The organism is Pseudomonas sp. 478, from assembly GCF_003254125.1.
Taxonomy (GTDB): Bacteria; Pseudomonadota; Gammaproteobacteria; order Pseudomonadales; family Pseudomonadaceae; genus Aquipseudomonas.
In genome coordinates, this window is the sequence record NZ_QKZG01000015.1 from 23,951 (window position 1) to 40,233 (window position 16,283).

14 protein-coding genes are annotated in these 16,283 nt (G+C 60.6%); 6 read left to right on the forward strand and 8 right to left on the reverse strand.

Annotation, left to right across the window (positions count from 1 at the left end; all coding sequences use genetic code 11):
* Positions 1-64 precede the first annotated feature (64 nt).
* From DFS28_RS25410 to DFS28_RS25425, 4 genes are all read left to right on the forward strand, one after another.
* A complete protein-coding gene (locus tag DFS28_RS25410; RefSeq protein ID WP_111451941.1) occupies positions 65-1,831 on the forward strand; it encodes an ATP-binding protein in 1,767 nt (588 codons plus the stop codon).
* The gene (locus DFS28_RS25415) at positions 1,825-3,159 is read left to right on the forward strand and encodes a sigma-54 dependent transcriptional regulator (RefSeq protein WP_111451942.1); all 1,335 of its coding nucleotides are present in this window, start codon (positions 1,825-1,827) and stop codon (positions 3,157-3,159) included. Before DFS28_RS25410 ends, DFS28_RS25415 begins: the two co-directional genes overlap by 7 nt.
* A gap of 297 nt (positions 3,160-3,456) precedes the next feature.
* The gene (locus DFS28_RS25420) at positions 3,457-4,776 is read left to right on the forward strand and encodes an MFS transporter (RefSeq protein ID WP_111451943.1); all 1,320 of its coding nucleotides are present in this window, start codon (positions 3,457-3,459) and stop codon (positions 4,774-4,776) included.
* Between the two features lie 260 nt (positions 4,777-5,036).
* On the forward strand, positions 5,037-5,666 hold the full coding sequence (locus tag DFS28_RS25425; RefSeq protein WP_111451944.1) for a flavin reductase family protein: 630 nt from the start codon (positions 5,037-5,039) through the stop codon (positions 5,664-5,666).
* Here the strand turns inward: DFS28_RS25425 and DFS28_RS25430 are convergent, their stop codons facing one another.
* Complete coding sequence (locus DFS28_RS25430; protein WP_033057544.1) at positions 5,667-5,897, reverse strand: hypothetical protein; 231 nt, start codon at positions 5,895-5,897, stop codon at positions 5,667-5,669. It abuts the gene before it with no gap.
* A 41-nt stretch (positions 5,898-5,938) separates the two neighbouring features.
* Positions 5,939-6,292, reverse strand: coding sequence for a putative quinol monooxygenase (locus DFS28_RS25435; protein WP_111451945.1), 354 nt, complete (start codon positions 6,290-6,292; stop codon positions 5,939-5,941).
* A gap of 335 nt (positions 6,293-6,627) precedes the next feature.
* On the opposite strand from DFS28_RS25435, the gene DFS28_RS25440 reads away from it, so the two are divergent.
* Positions 6,628-7,557: an AraC family transcriptional regulator gene (locus DFS28_RS25440; protein WP_111451946.1), complete on the forward strand. Its 930-nt coding sequence runs from the start codon at positions 6,628-6,630 to the stop codon at positions 7,555-7,557.
* Positions 7,558-7,699: 142 nt separating this feature from the next.
* Here the strand turns inward: DFS28_RS25440 and DFS28_RS25445 are convergent, their stop codons facing one another.
* The 6 genes from DFS28_RS25445 to DFS28_RS25475 all read right to left on the reverse strand — a co-directional run bounded on the left by DFS28_RS25445 (position 7,700) and on the right by DFS28_RS25475 (position 15,125).
* Positions 7,700-8,755 (reverse strand): ABC transporter ATP-binding protein, encoded by a 1,056-nt coding sequence (locus DFS28_RS25445; protein ID WP_111451947.1) that lies wholly within the window; start codon positions 8,753-8,755, stop codon positions 7,700-7,702.
* An 18-nt stretch (positions 8,756-8,773) separates the two neighbouring features.
* Positions 8,774-9,622 carry an ABC transporter permease gene (locus DFS28_RS25450; RefSeq protein ID WP_033057537.1) on the reverse strand — a complete coding sequence of 283 codons (849 nt, stop codon included), beginning with the start codon at positions 9,620-9,622 and terminating at the stop codon, positions 8,774-8,776.
* On the reverse strand, positions 9,619-10,527 hold the full coding sequence (locus DFS28_RS25455) for an ABC transporter permease (protein ID WP_111451948.1): 909 nt from the start codon (positions 10,525-10,527) through the stop codon (positions 9,619-9,621). The genes DFS28_RS25450 and DFS28_RS25455 overlap by 4 nt, the downstream gene beginning before the upstream one ends.
* Before the next feature lie 194 nt (positions 10,528-10,721).
* Positions 10,722-11,825 (reverse strand): extracellular solute-binding protein, encoded by a 1,104-nt coding sequence (locus DFS28_RS25465; protein ID WP_111451950.1) that lies wholly within the window; start codon positions 11,823-11,825, stop codon positions 10,722-10,724.
* A 217-nt stretch (positions 11,826-12,042) separates the two neighbouring features.
* Complete coding sequence (locus tag DFS28_RS25470; RefSeq protein ID WP_111451951.1) at positions 12,043-13,491, reverse strand: aldehyde dehydrogenase family protein; 1,449 nt, start codon at positions 13,489-13,491, stop codon at positions 12,043-12,045.
* Positions 13,488-15,125, reverse strand: a complete 1,638-nt coding sequence (locus DFS28_RS25475) for a 5-guanidino-2-oxopentanoate decarboxylase (protein WP_111451952.1) — start codon at positions 15,123-15,125, stop codon at positions 13,488-13,490. The genes DFS28_RS25470 and DFS28_RS25475 overlap by 4 nt, the downstream gene beginning before the upstream one ends.
* Positions 15,126-15,284: 159 nt before the next feature.
* Here DFS28_RS25475 and DFS28_RS25480 point away from each other — a divergent pair, with 159 nt between their 5' ends.
* Entirely contained in the window at positions 15,285-16,166 is an 882-nt protein-coding gene (locus DFS28_RS25480; protein WP_111451953.1) for a LysR substrate-binding domain-containing protein, read from the forward strand.
* Positions 16,167-16,283: the final 117 nt, after the last annotated feature.

The following is a 16,283-nucleotide window of genomic DNA, read 5'->3' on the forward strand; positions in this document are numbered from 1 at the left end:
CTGATTAGCCGCTGTCACTCCATGCTATGGTGCCGGCCCGACCTTCTATGCGTTTGCGACAAGCATGCTGCCGACCTCTCGTACCCTGCGTCTGACGTTGTATACCTTGCTGATCCTGGCCGGTGCCGCGCTGGCGGCAGTGCTTGCCATCCGCCACACCGAACGCCAGGCGCTGGTCGAAGACGCCGCCCGCGCCAATCAGCAATTGGCGCTCTACGCCAATTCCCTGCACACCCTGATCGACCGCTACCGCGCCCTGCCGGCAGTCCTTGCGCTGGACCCGGAGTTACGCGCCGCGCTCAAGGGTTCGGTATCCGCTGATCAGCAGGACGCACTGAACCGCAAACTGGAAAAGATCAACGGCGCTGCGCAATCCTCGACCCTGGAACTGCTCGACCACACCGGTCTGGCGGTGGCCGCCAGCAATTGGCGTTTGCCCAGCAGTTATGTCGGCCACAACTATGGTTTTCGCCCCTACTTCAGCGAGACACGCACCCAGGGCACCGGGCGTTTTTACGCGGTGGGCGTGACCAGCGGGATTCCCGGTTACTTCCTGTCCAGTGCAGTCACCGGCGACAACGGTCAGTTCCTCGGCGCGATGGTGGTGAAACTCGAGTTCCCGGAACTGGAGCGCGAGTGGCGTCAGGGCAGCGACACGTTGCTGGTCAGCGATGCACGCGGGATTATCTTCATCGCCAATCAGCCGGGCTGGCGCTATCGCCTGTTGAAACCGCTGAGTGACAGCGATCACGCCGAACTCAAGACCACCCGCCAATACGACAAACAACCGCTGACACCGCTCGAATATCAATCAGTGCGGCGCTTCGACGACAACAGTGATCTGACGCGGGTTGTGGGGCCTGACGGGACGGCGAATTACCTGTGGGAATCGCTACCGCTGAGCACTGAAGGCTGGACGTTGCACCTGCTGCGTCGCCCGCAAATCGCGTTCGAAGACAGGCGCAACGCCGGGCTCGCCGCTGCCGGGTTGTGGCTGGCCGTGGTGTTTCTGTTGCTGTTCCTCAATCAACGCTGGCGTCTGGCCAAGCTGCGCCAGCGCAGTCGTGAAGAACTCGAACAACTGGTGGAAGAGCGCACCCGCGACCTGCGCACCGCCCAGGACGGTCTGGTGCAGTCGGCCAAACTCGCCGCCCTCGGCCAGATGTCTGCCGCGCTGGCCCATGAAATCAATCAGCCGTTGACCGCCCAGCGCATGCAGCTTGCTACGCTGAGGCTGCTGCTCGATCACGGCCGGGTCGACGACGCTTACAAGGCACTCAAACCGGTGGATGACATGCTGACGCGCATGGCCGCCCTCACCGGCCACCTGAAAACCTTCGCCCGCAAAAGCCCCAGCGGTTTACGCGAACGCCTGGATTTGGCGGCGGTGGTCGATCAATCCTTGCAGTTGCTGGATGCGCGCCTGCGTGACGAGCGCATCAGCACCGTGCTGCACCTGACGCGCCCGGCCTGGGTGCGTGGCGATGCGATTCGCCTGGAGCAGGTGCTGATCAATTTGCTGCGCAATGCCCTGGACGCCATGCAGGACAAACCCTGCAAACGCCTGGAAATCCGTCTCGAAGCCGACGAACAACTCTGGCGCCTGACGGTTGCTGACAACGGTGGCGGCATTGCCCAAGAGCACTTGGCCAACGTGTTTGATCCGTTTTTCACCACCAAACCGGTGGGTGATGGCCTGGGCCTCGGGCTGGCCGTATCCTTTGCCATCGTTCACGAATCGGGCGGACGCCTGAGCGCCGACAATCATGCCAACGGCGCGGTGTTCACCGTGACCTTGCCCATCGACCTGGAGGCCCCTGGCTCATGCTGAATTCCGTGATGGTGGTCGACGACGAAAGCAGCATTCGCAGTGCCGTCGAACAATGGCTGAGCCTGTCGGGGTTCGAGGTGCAGTTATTCAGTCGCGCCGATGAATGCCTGGCGCAGCTGCCGAAGCATTTCCCCGGGGTGATCCTCAGCGACGTGCGCATGCCTGGCATGACCGGCCTGGAACTGCTGGCCGAGGTTCAGCGCCGCGATGCCGACTTGCCGGTGATTCTGCTGACCGGTCACGGCGATGTGCCGATGGCGGTCGAAGCGATGCGCGATGGCGCCTACGACTTCCTTGAAAAACCCTTCAGCCCCGAAACCCTGCTCGGCAGTCTGCGCCGTGCGCTGGACAAGCGGCGGCTGGTGCTGGAAAACCGCGCCCTGCATGAACAGGCGGACAACCGCGCCAAACTCGATGCGACACTGCTGGGCGTGTCCCGTGGTTTGCAGACGCTGCGTCGGCAAGTGCTGGACCTGGCGACGCTGCCGGTCAATGTGTTGATTCGCGGTGAAACCGGCAGCGGCAAGGAATTGGTTGCCCGTTGCCTGCACGACTTCGGCCCGCGGGCCGACAAACCGTTTGTGGCGTTGAACTGTGCGGCGATCCCCGAGCAGCTGTTCGAGGCCGAGCTGTTCGGTCACGAGAGCGGCGCGTTCACCGGCGCCTCGGGCAAACGCATCGGCAAGCTCGAATACGCCGATGGCGGCACGCTGTTTCTCGATGAAATCGAAAGCATGCCGCTGGCCCAACAGGTGAAATTGCTGCGGGTGTTGCAGGAGCAGAAGCTGGAGCGGTTGGGCTCCAATCAGAGTATTCGCGTGGATTTGCGGATCATCGCCGCAACCAAACCCGATTTGCTCGACGAAGCCCGGGCCGGACGCTTTCGCGAAGACCTGGCCTATCGATTGAACGTGGCCGAGTTGCGGCTGCCACCGTTACGCGAGCGGCGTGAAGACATTCCGTTGTTGTTCGAGTCGTTTGCACAAAATGCCGCCGAGCGTTTGGGCCGCACTTTTCCACCGCTGAGCGGCCCGCAGTTGAGCCATCTGTTGAGCCATGACTGGCCGGGCAATGTGCGCGAATTGGCGAACGTCGCTGAGCGGCAAGTGTTGGGCCTGGGCGAGCCTGAACCGGTGGGCATCGACCCGGGGCAATCGCTGGCGGCGCAGCAGGAAGCGTTTGAAGCGCATTGTTTGCGTGCGGCACTGACCCGACATAAGGGCGATGTGAAAGCGGTATTGGAAGAACTGCAACTGCCGCGCCGGACGTTCAATGAAAAGATGCAGCGCCATGGCCTGACCCGCGAGATGTTCCTGCAAGACAGCTGACTTTTGCGTTGCCTGACCAGGCCACTTCGCGAGCAAGCCCGCTCCCACATTTGAACTGTGTACACCGGACCATTGTGGGAGCGGGCTTGCTCGCGAAGAGGCCGGCACAGACAACGCACTTCATGCCCCATAAGCAATTTTCCGCTCACACACCCTCCAGCATAAGCGGATTTCCGCTCACTCAAGCTGCAAAACCCCTCTAAACCGGCCCTCCTCCCCTTGGCACATCTCCTGCTATAGCCCCAGCAGGCTGCGTTTCAACGCGCTCCACAAAAACAATTAAATGAAGGATCCGTCATGGATAACTCACAAACCCTGCCTCTTGGGTCGGCAGCTGCGCCTGCCAAAGAAAGAACCACTGCCAGTCGCATCAAATCGATCTTCAGCGGCTCTGTCGGCAACATGGTCGAGTGGTACGACTGGTATGTCTATGCCGCCTTCTCCCTGTACTTTGCCAAGGCCTTTTTCCCCAAAGGCGACACCACCGCGCAACTGCTGAACACCGCCGCGATCTTCGCCGTGGGCTTCCTGATGCGCCCGATCGGTGGCTGGCTGATGGGCCTCTACGCCGACAAGGCCGGTCGCAAGAAAGCGCTGATGGCTTCGGTGTATCTGATGTGTTTCGGCTCGCTGCTGATTGCCCTGAGCCCGGGTTATGAAACCATCGGCATTGGCGCACCGATCCTGCTGATTTTCGCCCGCCTGCTGCAGGGCCTGTCGGTCGGTGGCGAGTACGGCACCTCGGCGACGTACCTCAGCGAGATGGCGACCAAGGATCGTCGCGGCTTCTACTCCAGCTTCCAGTACGTGACCCTGATCTCCGGCCAGCTCATCGCGTTGGCAGTACTGATCGTGCTGCAACAGACCCTGACCACCGAGCAGCTGTATGCCTGGGGCTGGCGCATCCCGTTCGCCATTGGCGCGCTGTGTGCCGTGGTCGCGCTGTACCTGCGTCGTGGCATGGAAGAAACCGAGTCGTTCACCAAGAAAGAGAAGGCCAAGGAAAGCGCGATGCGCACCTTGTTGCGCCATCCGAAGGAACTGATGACCGTGGTCGGCCTGACCATGGGCGGCACCCTGGCGTTCTACACCTACACCACGTACATGCAGAAATACCTGGTGAACACCGTCGGCATGAGCATCTCCGACTCCACCACTATTTCGGCTGCCACGCTGTTCCTGTTCATGTGCCTGCAACCAATCATTGGCGGGCTCTCGGATAAAGTCGGTCGCCGGCCAATCCTGATTGCCTTTGGTGTTCTCGGGACGCTGTTCACCGTGCCGATCCTGACCACCCTGCACACCGTGCAGACCTGGTGGGGCGCGTTCTTCCTGATCATGGCAGCGCTGATCATCGTCAGCGGCTACACCTCGATCAACGCGGTGGTCAAAGCCGAACTGTTCCCGACCGAAATCCGTGCACTGGGCGTCGGCCTGCCGTACGCGCTGACCGTGTCGATCTTCGGCGGCACCGCTGAATACATCGCACTGTGGTTCAAGAGCATCGGCATGGAAACCGGTTACTACTGGTATGTCACCGCCTGTATTGCCGTGTCGTTGCTGGTCTATGTGACCATGAAAGACACCCGCAAGCATTCGCGGATCGAGACGGACTGAGTCCGCCCGCGCAATAAAAACAGGGGCAGACCTTAACCGGTCTGCCCCTTTTTTATTTGCCTCAACCCAAACCCTGTGGGAGCGGGCTTGCTCGCGAAAGCGGTTTAACAGGCAATGTATTTGTTGGATGTGACACCGCTTTCGCGAGCAAGCCCGCTCCCACGGGGTTCTGGGTCGATCCCGGATTTGGATCTCCTGCTGGAAATTATCGGCTCGTCCTTGCACCATGGCGTCTCCCGAGAGCTCCTGGAATTTACGCCATGCCCGACGACATCCATTTCTACGAACCCGCCAACGGCCACGGTCTGCCGCATGACCCGTTCAACGCCATCGTCGGCCCGCGTCCCATTGGCTGGATTTCCTCTCAGGATGCCGATGGCCGCTTGAACCTGGCGCCCTACAGCTTCTTCAACGCCTTCAACTACATTCCGCCGATCATTGGTTTTTCCAGTGTCGGGCGCAAAGACAGCCTGAATAACATCGAGCGCACCGGCGAGTTCGCCTGGAACCTGGCGACCCGTCCGCTGGCCGAGCAGATGAACCAGTGCTCTGCGATGGTCGGGTCTGAGGTCAACGAGTTCGAGTTGTCCGGGCTAACCCCGGCAGCGTCGAAAATCATTCAGGTGCCGCGCGTCGCCGAAAGTCCGGTGTCCTTCGAGTGCAAGGTCACGCAGATCATTCAGTTGCAGCGGGCGAACGGCGAAGTGGTGCCGAGCTGGCTGATTCTCGGCGAAGTGGTCGCCGTGCATATCGCCAAGTGGCTGTTGAAGGATGGGGTGTACGACACCGCCGCGGCAGAACCGATTCTGCGCGGCGGCGGGCCAGCGGATTATTTCCAGCTGGGGCCTGAGGCGTTGTTCAAGATGTATCGCCCGGGGGCGAAAAGGTAATTACCAGATCAGGTCGCCGTCTTCGCTGACATCTTTGAGGTGGGTCAGTTGCAGCGCGGCGGCTTCATCGGCCTCGCGGGCAGTTTTGAAGGTCTGCTCTTCGAGCAGCTTGTGAAAGCGCGGTGCGCCCGAACCACCGATGGCCTTGGTGGCAATCGCGGCGTTATAACCGCCCTCACGGGGTACTACGGCCGATACGGCTTCGAAGGTTTCAAAGGCTTTGCGTGCCATGTCGCGGATCCTGCTGAATGGAGAATTGAGCCATTAAACCCTCAACCCGCCATTTTGTGTACCCACGACTGGGACTGCCCCTGCGCCTGGGCAGCCGACACGTCCTTGAAGGTATGAAAATCCAGGCTGTTGACCACCAGGTCTTGCACCAACCCGGCAAAAATCTGCATGGCCGGGGTGCTGAAGTAAGCGGTCATGGCCTGCTGGTTCATCCAGAAACCGGACACCAGCCACAACTCCGGATCGCACTGCGAATGTTGCAGGGTAAAACTCAGGCAACCCGGTGCGCTACGGGACGGCTCGATCAAGGCGCTGAGGCGCGCACCGAGTTCCGCCGAACGCCCGGCGCGGGCGCGGACAAAGGCCATATGACTGACGGGGATCTGCGTAGACATGTTCAACCCTCCCAGGTACTCGAGTGGCAGCCGTGGGACGGGCTGCGACAGGATCAAAGGTTAAGCGCGCCGGTGGAAGCGCGGTTAGTCGATTCCTGCCGGCTTATTGCACAATCCTGCGCGGCTTCTCGAAAAACCTGTAACAACCTGTAAAAGCTTTGGTGCCAATGAAACAGGGCTTTCAAGCAAGTTTTCCTTGGGTTGGCCTGTCATAGAGGCGCCGTCAATTCACTCCGTGCAGAATCAGGCAAGGTTGAGGCAGGATGTGTCTACCGCTTCGTCTTGCACAAACTTATGCTCACCTCATTACTGACGCCCCACCGAGGATGCCTTGCATGTCGTCGCTCGATCATTTTCAAGCCCCGCTGGACGCCGACATGGAGAAACAGCGCGCGGAACTGGCCGCTATCATTCGCCATAACACGGCGGAGGATGGCACTTATGCCACTGCCGTCGGCTCGCTCTTCATGTCTCGCCATAGCCAGTCCCATGAGTTTGCCCCGGTACTGGCGCAACCCGCGCTGTGCATCATGGCGCAGGGCCGTAAAGAGGTCAGGCTGGCCGATGAATACTTCAATTACGATCCGCTGAACTACCTGGTGGTCTCCGTCTCGATGCCATTGAGCGGACGCGTGGTGAACGTCACGTCTGAAGAACCGATCCTCGCGGTGCGGCTGGATATCGACCCGGCGGAAATCTCCGCGCTGATTGCCGATGCCGGTCCTCTCGGTGTGCCCACCCGGCCGACGGGGCGCGGCTTGTACGTCGAACGGATCGACACCGCGATGCTCGACGCTGTGCTGCGTCTGGCACGTTTGCTGGATGCGCCGAAAGACATCGCCATGCTCGCGCCGTTGATTCGCCGGGAGATTCTTTATCGGTTGTTACGCAGTCAGCAGGGCCATCGGCTGTACGAAATCGCTATCGCCAACAGCCAAAGCCATCGCATCAGCCAGGCGATCAAGTGGCTCAATGGCAACTATGAACAGCCGTTGCGCATCGATGATCTGGCGAAGGAAGTGAACCTGAGCGTGTCGACGTTGCATCATCGGTTCAAGGCGATGACAGCGATGAGTCCGTTGCAGTATCAGAAGCAACTGCGCCTGCAAGAAGCGCGGCGGTTGATGCTGGCGGAAGGCTTGGAGGCTTCGGCGGCGGGGTATCGGGTGGGGTATGAAAGCCCTTCGCAATTCAGCCGTGAGTACAGCCGGTTGTTTGGGGCTCCGCCGTTACGGGATTTGGCGCGGTTGCGGTTGTCGGTTTGATCTGGTTTCTGCGGTGCGGCTACTGACGCCTTCGCGAGCAAGCCCGCTCCCACATTAGACCGAGTTGTTCATAAGAACGCGGTCAACTGTGGGAGCGGGCTTGCTCGCGAAGGGGCCAGTACAGTCAATCCACCTCTAGGAGTCAGGCGCCGAGTACGCGGCACGCCTCAGCCGGCAATGTCACTGACACGGGGTTGCCAATGCTCAACCCAAAACCCTGACACGGCGTACTCAACGCCGTAAACGACACCCCGGAACACTCCACGGTCGTTTCAATCGTCGCGCCAATATCACGCACAAACGTCACCTTACCGAGCAACCGATTCCCCGCCGTCGCCTGTGGATGCGACAGTTGCAGGTCCTCAGGGCGAATCAGCATCTTCACCTTCTCACCGACCACAATGCTGCTGCAGATCGGCACTTCCAGCGCATCGCCACCCGGCAACCCGATCTTGCCGTTGCCCAACGCGGTGGCCGGGAAAATGTTGCCCGAGCCAATAAAGTCCGCAACAAACTCGTTCGCTGGGTGACGATAAATCTCAATCGGAGTGCCCACTTGCTGCACCCGATGTTCACCCAACACCACAACGATATCCGCCATGGTCATGGCTTCACGCTGGTCGTGCGTCACCATGATGGTGGTGATGTTCAAGCGTTGTTGCAGCTGACGGATTTCCACCTGCATCGATTCGCGCAGCTTGGCGTCGAGCGCCGACAGCGGCTCATCCAGCAGCAGGATTTTCGGCCGCGAGGCAATCGCCCGGGCAATCGCAACGCGCTGACGTTGACCACCGGAGAGTTTGGCCACCGGGCGATCAATCATCTCGCTCAGTTGAATCAGCTCGAGCAACTCCACCACCCGCGCCTGCTGATCAGCTTTGCTGACGCCACGCAGTTTCAGCGGATAGGCGATGTTCTCCCCCACTGTCATGTGCGGGAACAGCGCCAGGGATTGAAACACCATGCCGAAATTACGTTGATGCGCCGGCGTGTGGCCGATGTCTTCACCGTCCAGGCGAATCTCGCCGCCGCTCAGGGTTTCGAGCCCTGCAATCATTCGCAGCAAGGTGGTTTTGCCGCAGCCCGACGGGCCGAGGAAACACACCAGTTTGCCTTCAGGCAAATGCAGGTTTACATCCTTTACCGCGCAGGCCGAGCCGTAATGTTTCTCGACGTTTTCCAGAATCAGACCAGTCATTTGAATCACCTCAAGAAATCAGAACGAAACGCCGCCTTCGCCAACCAACTTTTCCAGCGCCCAAATGAGCACGAAGTCGATCAGCACGATCAGCACGGCAAACGAAAATACGGTTGGGTCGAGCGAAGACACGGTGCGGCTGTACATCCAGATCGGCACGGTCATGACGTCGATGGTGTAGAGGAAGTAGGTCACGGTGAATTCGTTGAACGAGACGATGAACGCCAGCAGCATCCCCGCCAGAATCCCCGACTTCATCAACGGCACCACAACATCGATAATCGCCCGGGTCGGTGAAGCACCCAGCATCTGCGCGGCTTCTTCGACTTCGCTGCCGATGGAGAGCATCGCGGCGGTGCAGTTTTTCACCACGAACGGCAGCGCCAGAATCACGTGGGCAATCACCAGCCGCGACGTTGTGATTTGAAAGGGCAGGCTGTCAAACACCAGCAATAACGCCAGCCCCAACACCACCATCGGGAACACCAATGGCAGCGACATCAGTTGCAGCGCCACGGCTTTGCCGCGGAACTCGCAACGGGTCAGCGCGTAAGCTGCCGGCACCGCCACAATCGTGGCAAACACCATGGTCAGGCACGCCACCATCAGGCTGGTGGTCATGGCTTTGCCGAGGCTCAGCACATCGCTTGCATCCGGCGACACGAAGGTGTGCCAGGCGGCCTTGTACCATTGCAGGCTGTAGCTGCTCGGCGGGAAGTCGAGGTTCGACGCACCGCTGAACGACATCACAATCATGGTCAGGATCGGCAACACCGCCAGCAGCAGGATGAAGCCCGAGAGGATGCCGGCAAACTTGCCGGTCTCGCCGGGCAGCAGCCCATAACGTTTCTTGATCAGGGTGCTCATTGGGAAGCCTCCAGCATGCGCCGACGACGGCCAGTGATGTATTCGGACAAGGTCATGATTGCGAGCGTAGTGACAATCAGCACCACACCGGCAGCAGAGGCGGCGGGCCAGTTCATCAGCGGGGCGATCTGGTCATGGACCATCACGGCCAGCATCGGCACGCGTCGGCCACCGAGCAGCAAGGGCACCACGAAGCTGCTGGCGTTGTAGGCGAATACCAACGTCGCACCGGTAATGATCCCCGGCATGCTCATCGGCAGCACCACTTGGCGGAACACCTGCAAACGGCTGGCACCCAGGGTTGCAGCGGCTTCTTCATAAGTCCGGGCGACACCGCGCATGGCGCTGGCAATCGGCAGCACAGCCAACGGGAACGCGGTTTGCACCAGGCCCATCAGCACGCCGTTCTGGTTGTAGAGCAGCATGATCGGACGCTTGATCAAGCCCAGGCCCATCAGCGCCTGATTGAGCATCCCGCCAGGTCCCAGAATCACCAGCCAGCCATAGCTTTGCAGCAACAGGTTGACCAGCAATGGCAGCAGCACCGCGGCGAGGAAGATCCGCCGCACGAACGGTGAGGTCAGCCGCGACATGGTGTAGGCCACCGGGATCGCTAACACGACCGCGATCACCGCGCTGATCAGCGCCAGGCGCAGGGTCAGCAGCAGGGATTTGAGGTAATACGGTTCCAGCAGCTGGGCGTAACTGGCCAGGCTGAACCCGGTCCATTCCGCGCCTTTGGTGCCCACGCTCATGCGCAGTACCAGCAGGCTGGCGGCGATCAGTACGCCCAGAAACAGCATCGACGGCGAGAGGAAAATCCAGGCACGCGTCGTCGGCGAAACACCCCGATTGGTGCGCACTGCAGCGGCGACGACCGGATGAGTCAGAGGTTGGTGTTCCATAGCAAGGGTCTCGTCAATGGAAAGCAGCTGACAAACACAAGACTTGAAGCAACGACGGTCTAATGTGGGAGCGGGCTTGCTCGCGAAGAGGCCATGTCAGTCGACATCAATGTTGAATGTCACACCGCATTCGCGAGCAAGCCCGCTCCCACATTTGATTTGTGGTGCTCTTGGGGCCTGTGGTCGTCACTCGATCAGGAAGAAAAGATTTCCGTGTAACGACGAATCCATTGGTCATGCACGGTGGCCAGGAAGGCGTTGTCGTGCATGATCGCCTTCTCGGCAATCTGCTCAGGCGTGAGGATGAACGGGCTCTTGCGCGCTTCGGCGGAGATGATCGCCTTGGCGTTGACCGGACCGTTGTAGATGTCCTCAGCCATCTTGCCCTGCACCAACGGGTCCAGAGAGTGGTTGATGAAGGCGTAGGCCATGTCGGTGTCGCCCGGACGGTTCTTCGGCATCACCGATTGCATCAAGTCAGTGTAGAAACCTTCCTTCATGCCAAAGGTTGCACTCAGACCGTAGGCCGGATCGCGGATCTGTTTCGGGAAGAATGCCGGCGCGTACAGGCCGCCCATGTCCAACGAGCCGGTGCGGAACAGTTCGGCGATCTGGTTCGGGTTTTCACCCAGGGTCACTACGCGATCTTTCAGCTCGGCGAGTTTCTTGAAGCCCGGTTCGATGTTGTGTTCGTCACCACCGGCCAGTTTGGCGGCGATGATGATCAGGTCCATGGCCTCGGTCCAGTTTGGCGGCGGTAGGAAGATGTTTGGTGCCAGGTCCGCGTCCCACAGGGCGGCGTAGCTGTCCGGCGCTTCTTTCTGAGTGCGCGTGCTGTAGACCAGGCTGTTGCACCAGAGCAAGTAACCGATGCCGTGGCCATTGGCGCCGGTGCGGTATTTCTCCGGCACGTCAACCAGGTTGGGAATGCGGTTGAGGTCAGGTTTTTCCAGCAGGTTGGCGGCGGCCAGACCTTCGGCACCGACGCCTGCCAGGGTGATGATGTCGTACTGTGGACGATCACCGCCGGCCTTGAGTTTGGCGACCATTTCCGAGGTGCTGCCGGTGCGGTCAGCGATGACCTTGCAGCCGTACTTGTCTTCGAAGGTCGCGGCGATATTACGCAGGGCTGCCAAGCCGGTGTCATCGGACCAGGTCAGCAAACGCAGGGTCTTGCCCGCAAAACGTGTGTCGCTGGCATTGGCCTTGATGAACGGCATGCTCATGGCGGCCGCGGCCACCGAGGCTACGCCTACGGTCTTGATGAATTGACGTCTGTTCAGATCATGTTCGCCCATTACGGACTCCCTTTGTTTTTGTAGGTATAAGGCAGGTCAAAACTGTTGCATCCGCGCGACCGATTCAGCATTAGCCCCCGTATTTTCGGGGGTTTGGCTGAGCCAGCGAGTTCATCCTGAGGTCGTGTAAAACACCTGACTATCGATAAAAACTCATCGAAGCCATGACGCCAGCGCATGCCTCATCACGAGGCATGCGCTCACCTTTTTCGTGCCGTCAGACAGCCCGAATCACGTGTTTGATTTCCTGGAAAGCCTGCAAGCCCCATGGCCCCAACTCGCGGCCGATGCTGCTCTGTTTGTAGCCACCCCAAGCGGTCTGCGGGAAGATCACTTGCGGCGCGTTGATCCACACAAGCCCCGCCTGCAAGGCGTTGGCGACCCGATCTGCCGCTTCGGCATCGCGGGTGACCACGCTGGCCACCAGGCCGAACTGGCTGTCATTGGCCAGGGCAATCGCCTCGTCTTCGCTGGCAAAACTGCGCACGCAGATCACCGGGCCGAAGATCTCTTCACACCACAGCGCACTGCCGAGGGGCACTTCGGTGAAAATCGTCGGCTGCAAAAAATAGCCTCGCGACAGGTCTGCCGGACGATTGCCGCCGCAAACCAGTTTGGCGCCAGCACTCAAACCGCGATCAATATGACCAAGCACGCGCTGGTATTGCGCTTGGTTGACCAGTGCGCCCATTTCCACGTTCGGGTCGAACGGGTCAGCCACGCGAATGGCTTCGGCGCGGGCCTTCAAACGGATGAGGAATTCGTCCGCCAGTTCATCGGCGACCAGCACGCGGCTGGTGGCCGAACACATCTGCCCGGCGTTGAAGAAACCGCCGCCACAGGCCACTTCCACAGCCAGCTCGATGTCAGCGTCTTTGAGCACCAGCAGCGAGGATTTGCCGCCCAGTTCCAGGCTCACGCCCTTTACGGTTTCTGCGGCACGTTGCATGACTTGAACACCGACCGCGTTGCTGCCGGTGAAGGAAATCTTGGCGATGCGCGGGTCGGCCGACAACGGCGCACCGACCGCCAGGCCCGTGCCGCAGACCAGGTTGAACACGCCCTTGGGCAGGCCGGCCTCGGCGATGATCGTCGCCAGCTCCAGTTCCGGCAGCGGCGTCACTTCTGACGGCTTGAGCACCACGCAGCAACCGGCAGCCAGGGCCGGGGCGAGTTTCCAGGCGGTGGTAACCATCGGGAAGTTCCACGGCACGATCAGGCCGACGACACCGCACGGCTCGCGGCGCACACGAGCGCTGAAGTCGTCGGTTGGCAGCTCGACGTTGCTGTCTTGCTTGGCATCGAGGCCTTCGGCTAAACCTGCGTAGTACTCAAAGGTGGCGATCACGTCGTCGACGTCGATGGCCGCTTCGAACAGCGGTTTGCCGTTGTTGCTCGATTGCAGATGCATCAACTGTTCGCGACCGGCCTGCACACCCGCAGCGATTTTGCGCAGGATCGCGCCGCGCTCGGCGCCGGTGGTTGTCGACCATTCCTTGAAGGCGTTGGTCGCTGCAGTAACGGCGTGCTCGACTGCGCGTTCATCCCCGCCGTTCACGGTGGTCAACAGGGCTTCGGTCGCCGGGTTGATTACGCGCAGGTGTTCGTTGCCCGCGGACCATTGGCCGTTGATGTACAGGCCATCAAGAGTGGTTGGAAAACTCATTTCGACACCGCCTTCATCCAAACAGTCTGATCGATTTCAATCAGGGTCGGCCCCTGGCGATCGGTGGCAGCGCGCAGTGCGCTGCGCAGTTGCTCGACACCGCAGACGGCTTCGGCCGCACAGCCCAGCGCCTTGGCCACACCGATGAAGTCCGGGGTGTAGATGTCCACGCCGACCGGCTCGATGGCGCGGTTGACCATGTATTTCTTGATCTCTTCGTAGCCCTGGTTATTCCACAGCAGGACGATCACCGGCGTGCGCGCTTCAACGGCGCTGGCCAGTTCCGGCAGGGTAAATTGCAGGCCGCCGTCGCCGATCAGGCACACCACCGGAGGACGCACGCCGTTTTCAACACTGCCGCCGAGCCAGGCGCCAATCGCTGCCGGCAAGGCGTAACCGAGGGTGCCGTAACCGGTGGACGAGTTGAACCAGCGACGCGGGCGCTCCGGGTTGAACGTCAGGTTGCCGGTGTACACCGGTTGGGTCGAATCGCCAACGAAGACTGCGTTTGGCAGTTCGTGCAGAACCGTTTCCAGGAAACGGGTCTGGGCCAGGGTCGGCGCATCCCAGGTGGCGGCCAGTTCGTCGCGCAAGCGTGCGGCACGGACCTGGCCCCAATCGTTGCGGCGCTCGGCCAGCGAGTGGTGGGACAGTTCGCTCAGCAAGGCTTGGGCGGCGTTGCGCGAGTCGGCTACCAATGCGACTTTCGGCGGGTAGTTGCGCACGGTCTGGTCAGGGTCGATGTCCACACGCAGGAGCACGCCAGGAATCTCGAAACCGCCGGCGAAGGTGATGTCGTAATCGGTTTCGGCCAGTTCGGTGCCGATCGCCAGCACCACGTCGGCTTCAGCCACCAAAGCGCGAGTCGCGACCAGACTTTGGGTCGAGCCGATCAGCAACGGGTGATTGGATTCGAGCATGCCTTTGGCATTGATGGTCAGGGCCACCGGGGCGTCCAGCCGTTCGGCCAGTTCAGTCAATTCGGCGGCCGCATCGACGGCGCCGCCACCGGCGAGAATCAGTGGACGCTTGGCACCGGCCAGCAGCGCGGTCATGCGGCTGATTGCGCTCGGCGAGGCACCGGCGCGGTCGATGTTCACGGGTACGCTGGCGAGCAGGTCATCGGCCTCTTCTACCAGCACGTCCAACGGAATTTCGATATGCACAGGACGCGGACGGCCGGCCTGGAACAGTGCAAAAGCGCGAGCCAGGACGCCCGGCAATTCAGCCGCCGACATCAAGGTGTGGGAGAACGCTGCAACACCGCCGACCAATGCGCTCTGGTTCGGCAGCTCGTGCAGCTTGCCGCGACCGCCGCCCAACTGGCTGCGCGATTGCACGCTGGAGATCACCAGCATCGGGATCGAGTCGGCGTAGGCCTGGCCCATGGCGGTGGTGATGTTGGTCATGCCAGGGCCGGTGATGATGAAGCACACACCCGGTTTGCCGCTGGTGCGAGCGTAACCGTCGGCCATGAAACCGGCGCCCTGTTCATGACGCGGAGTGACGTGGTTGATGCTCGAACGGGCCAGCCCGCGATACAGCTCCACGGTGTGAACCCCGGGAATGCCGAACACCTGCTCAACTCCGTAATCTTCGAGTAACTTGACCAATACTTCGCCGCACGTCGCCATGTCTTTGCCCTTTTTGTTCGTTTGAGACGCCGGACCTGCGCAGTGTTTATGATGAGTGGGCAGGTCCAGGGATGGCCTCATTGGAACGGGCGACACGTAGCCGCAACAATGGATAAAAAGTCATACTAGCCATGTCCTCACGTCATACCTTGGATCCCAATGAAACGATTGCCTCCCCTGCCGGCGCTGCACACTTTTCTGATTACCGCGCAGTGCTGCAACTTCACCCGTGCTGCCGAACAGCTGTACATCACCCAAGGTGCGGTGAGTCGGCAGATCGCCGGGCTGGAAGAACATCTGGGTTATGAACTGTTCATTCGCCAGGCCCGCGGCCTTGACCTGACGGCCGAAGGACGGGAATGGCTGCCACGGGTCCAGCAGATTTTCGGCTTGATCGACGAAGCCGTGGAGCAGATCGGCGAGAAGCGCGAAACCCTGCAACTCAAGGCCCCGACGTGTGTCATGCGCTGGCTGTTGCCACGGCTGGTGCAGTGGCAACGGGAGCGCCCGGATGTGCCGGTGCAATTGACCACCACGGTCAAGCACGGTGTGGATTTTCATCGCGAGCAGTTCGATGCGGCGGTGATGTACGGCGCACCACCGGACAGCGCGCTGGCCTCTTTTCATTTGTTCGATGAGCAATTGACGCCGGTCTGCTCCAAACCTCTGCTGGAAGGTCCAGTGCCGCTGATGACGCCGCAGGATCTGGAACAGCACATGCTGCTGCACCCGACACGGGATGAACGGGACTGGAAGGCCTGGCTGGCCACTGCGGATATTCGCTTGAGCAATGTCGGCAAGGGTCAGCATTTCGAAACGCTGGACCTGGCGATGTCGATGGCGTCCCAAGGGACAGGCGTAGCGATCGGGGATTGGTCGTTGATCGGCGATGATTTGAGTGCCGGGCGGCTGGTCATGCCGTTTGAATTGAAGGTGAAAACCGGGTTGGCGTATTACCTGGTTTTCCCCGAGAAACCCGGGCCTTCGCCGAAGTTGCGCGAATTGATGGGGTGGTTGGTGGAGCAGGCTCAGGCGCGCTAATGCTCTGAAGGCTTGGCGCGTAACCCTGTGGGAGCGAGCCTGCTCGCGAAGGCGTCCAGACAGTCGACATCTATGTTGAATGTAAGTCCGTCTTCGCGAGCAGGCTCGCTCCCACAT

Excerpts from the sequence above, each read along its gene's own strand:
- DFS28_RS25410 (WP_111451941.1), top strand. The coding sequence starts at position 65 with ATGCTGCCGACCTCTCGTACCCTGCGTCTGACGTTGTATACCTTGCTG.
- DFS28_RS25415 (WP_111451942.1), top strand. The coding sequence starts at position 1,825 with ATGCTGAATTCCGTGATGGTGGTCGACGACGAAAGCAGCATTCGCAGT.
- DFS28_RS25420 (WP_111451943.1), top strand. The coding sequence starts at position 3,457 with ATGGATAACTCACAAACCCTGCCTCTTGGGTCGGCAGCTGCGCCTGCC.
- DFS28_RS25425 (WP_111451944.1), top strand. The coding sequence starts at position 5,037 with ATGCCCGACGACATCCATTTCTACGAACCCGCCAACGGCCACGGTCTG.
- DFS28_RS25430 (WP_033057544.1), bottom strand. The coding sequence starts at position 5,897 with ATGGCACGCAAAGCCTTTGAAACCTTCGAAGCCGTATCGGCCGTAGTA.
- DFS28_RS25435 (WP_111451945.1), bottom strand. The coding sequence starts at position 6,292 with ATGTCTACGCAGATCCCCGTCAGTCATATGGCCTTTGTCCGCGCCCGC.
- DFS28_RS25440 (WP_111451946.1), top strand. The coding sequence starts at position 6,628 with ATGTCGTCGCTCGATCATTTTCAAGCCCCGCTGGACGCCGACATGGAG.
- DFS28_RS25445 (WP_111451947.1), bottom strand. The coding sequence starts at position 8,755 with ATGACTGGTCTGATTCTGGAAAACGTCGAGAAACATTACGGCTCGGCC.
- DFS28_RS25450 (WP_033057537.1), bottom strand. The coding sequence starts at position 9,622 with ATGAGCACCCTGATCAAGAAACGTTATGGGCTGCTGCCCGGCGAGACC.
- DFS28_RS25455 (WP_111451948.1), bottom strand. The coding sequence starts at position 10,527 with ATGGAACACCAACCTCTGACTCATCCGGTCGTCGCCGCTGCAGTGCGC.
- DFS28_RS25465 (WP_111451950.1), bottom strand. The coding sequence starts at position 11,825 with ATGGGCGAACATGATCTGAACAGACGTCAATTCATCAAGACCGTAGGC.
- DFS28_RS25470 (WP_111451951.1), bottom strand. The coding sequence starts at position 13,491 with ATGAGTTTTCCAACCACTCTTGATGGCCTGTACATCAACGGCCAATGG.
- DFS28_RS25475 (WP_111451952.1), bottom strand. The coding sequence starts at position 15,125 with ATGGCGACGTGCGGCGAAGTATTGGTCAAGTTACTCGAAGATTACGGA.
- DFS28_RS25480 (WP_111451953.1), top strand. The coding sequence starts at position 15,285 with ATGAAACGATTGCCTCCCCTGCCGGCGCTGCACACTTTTCTGATTACC.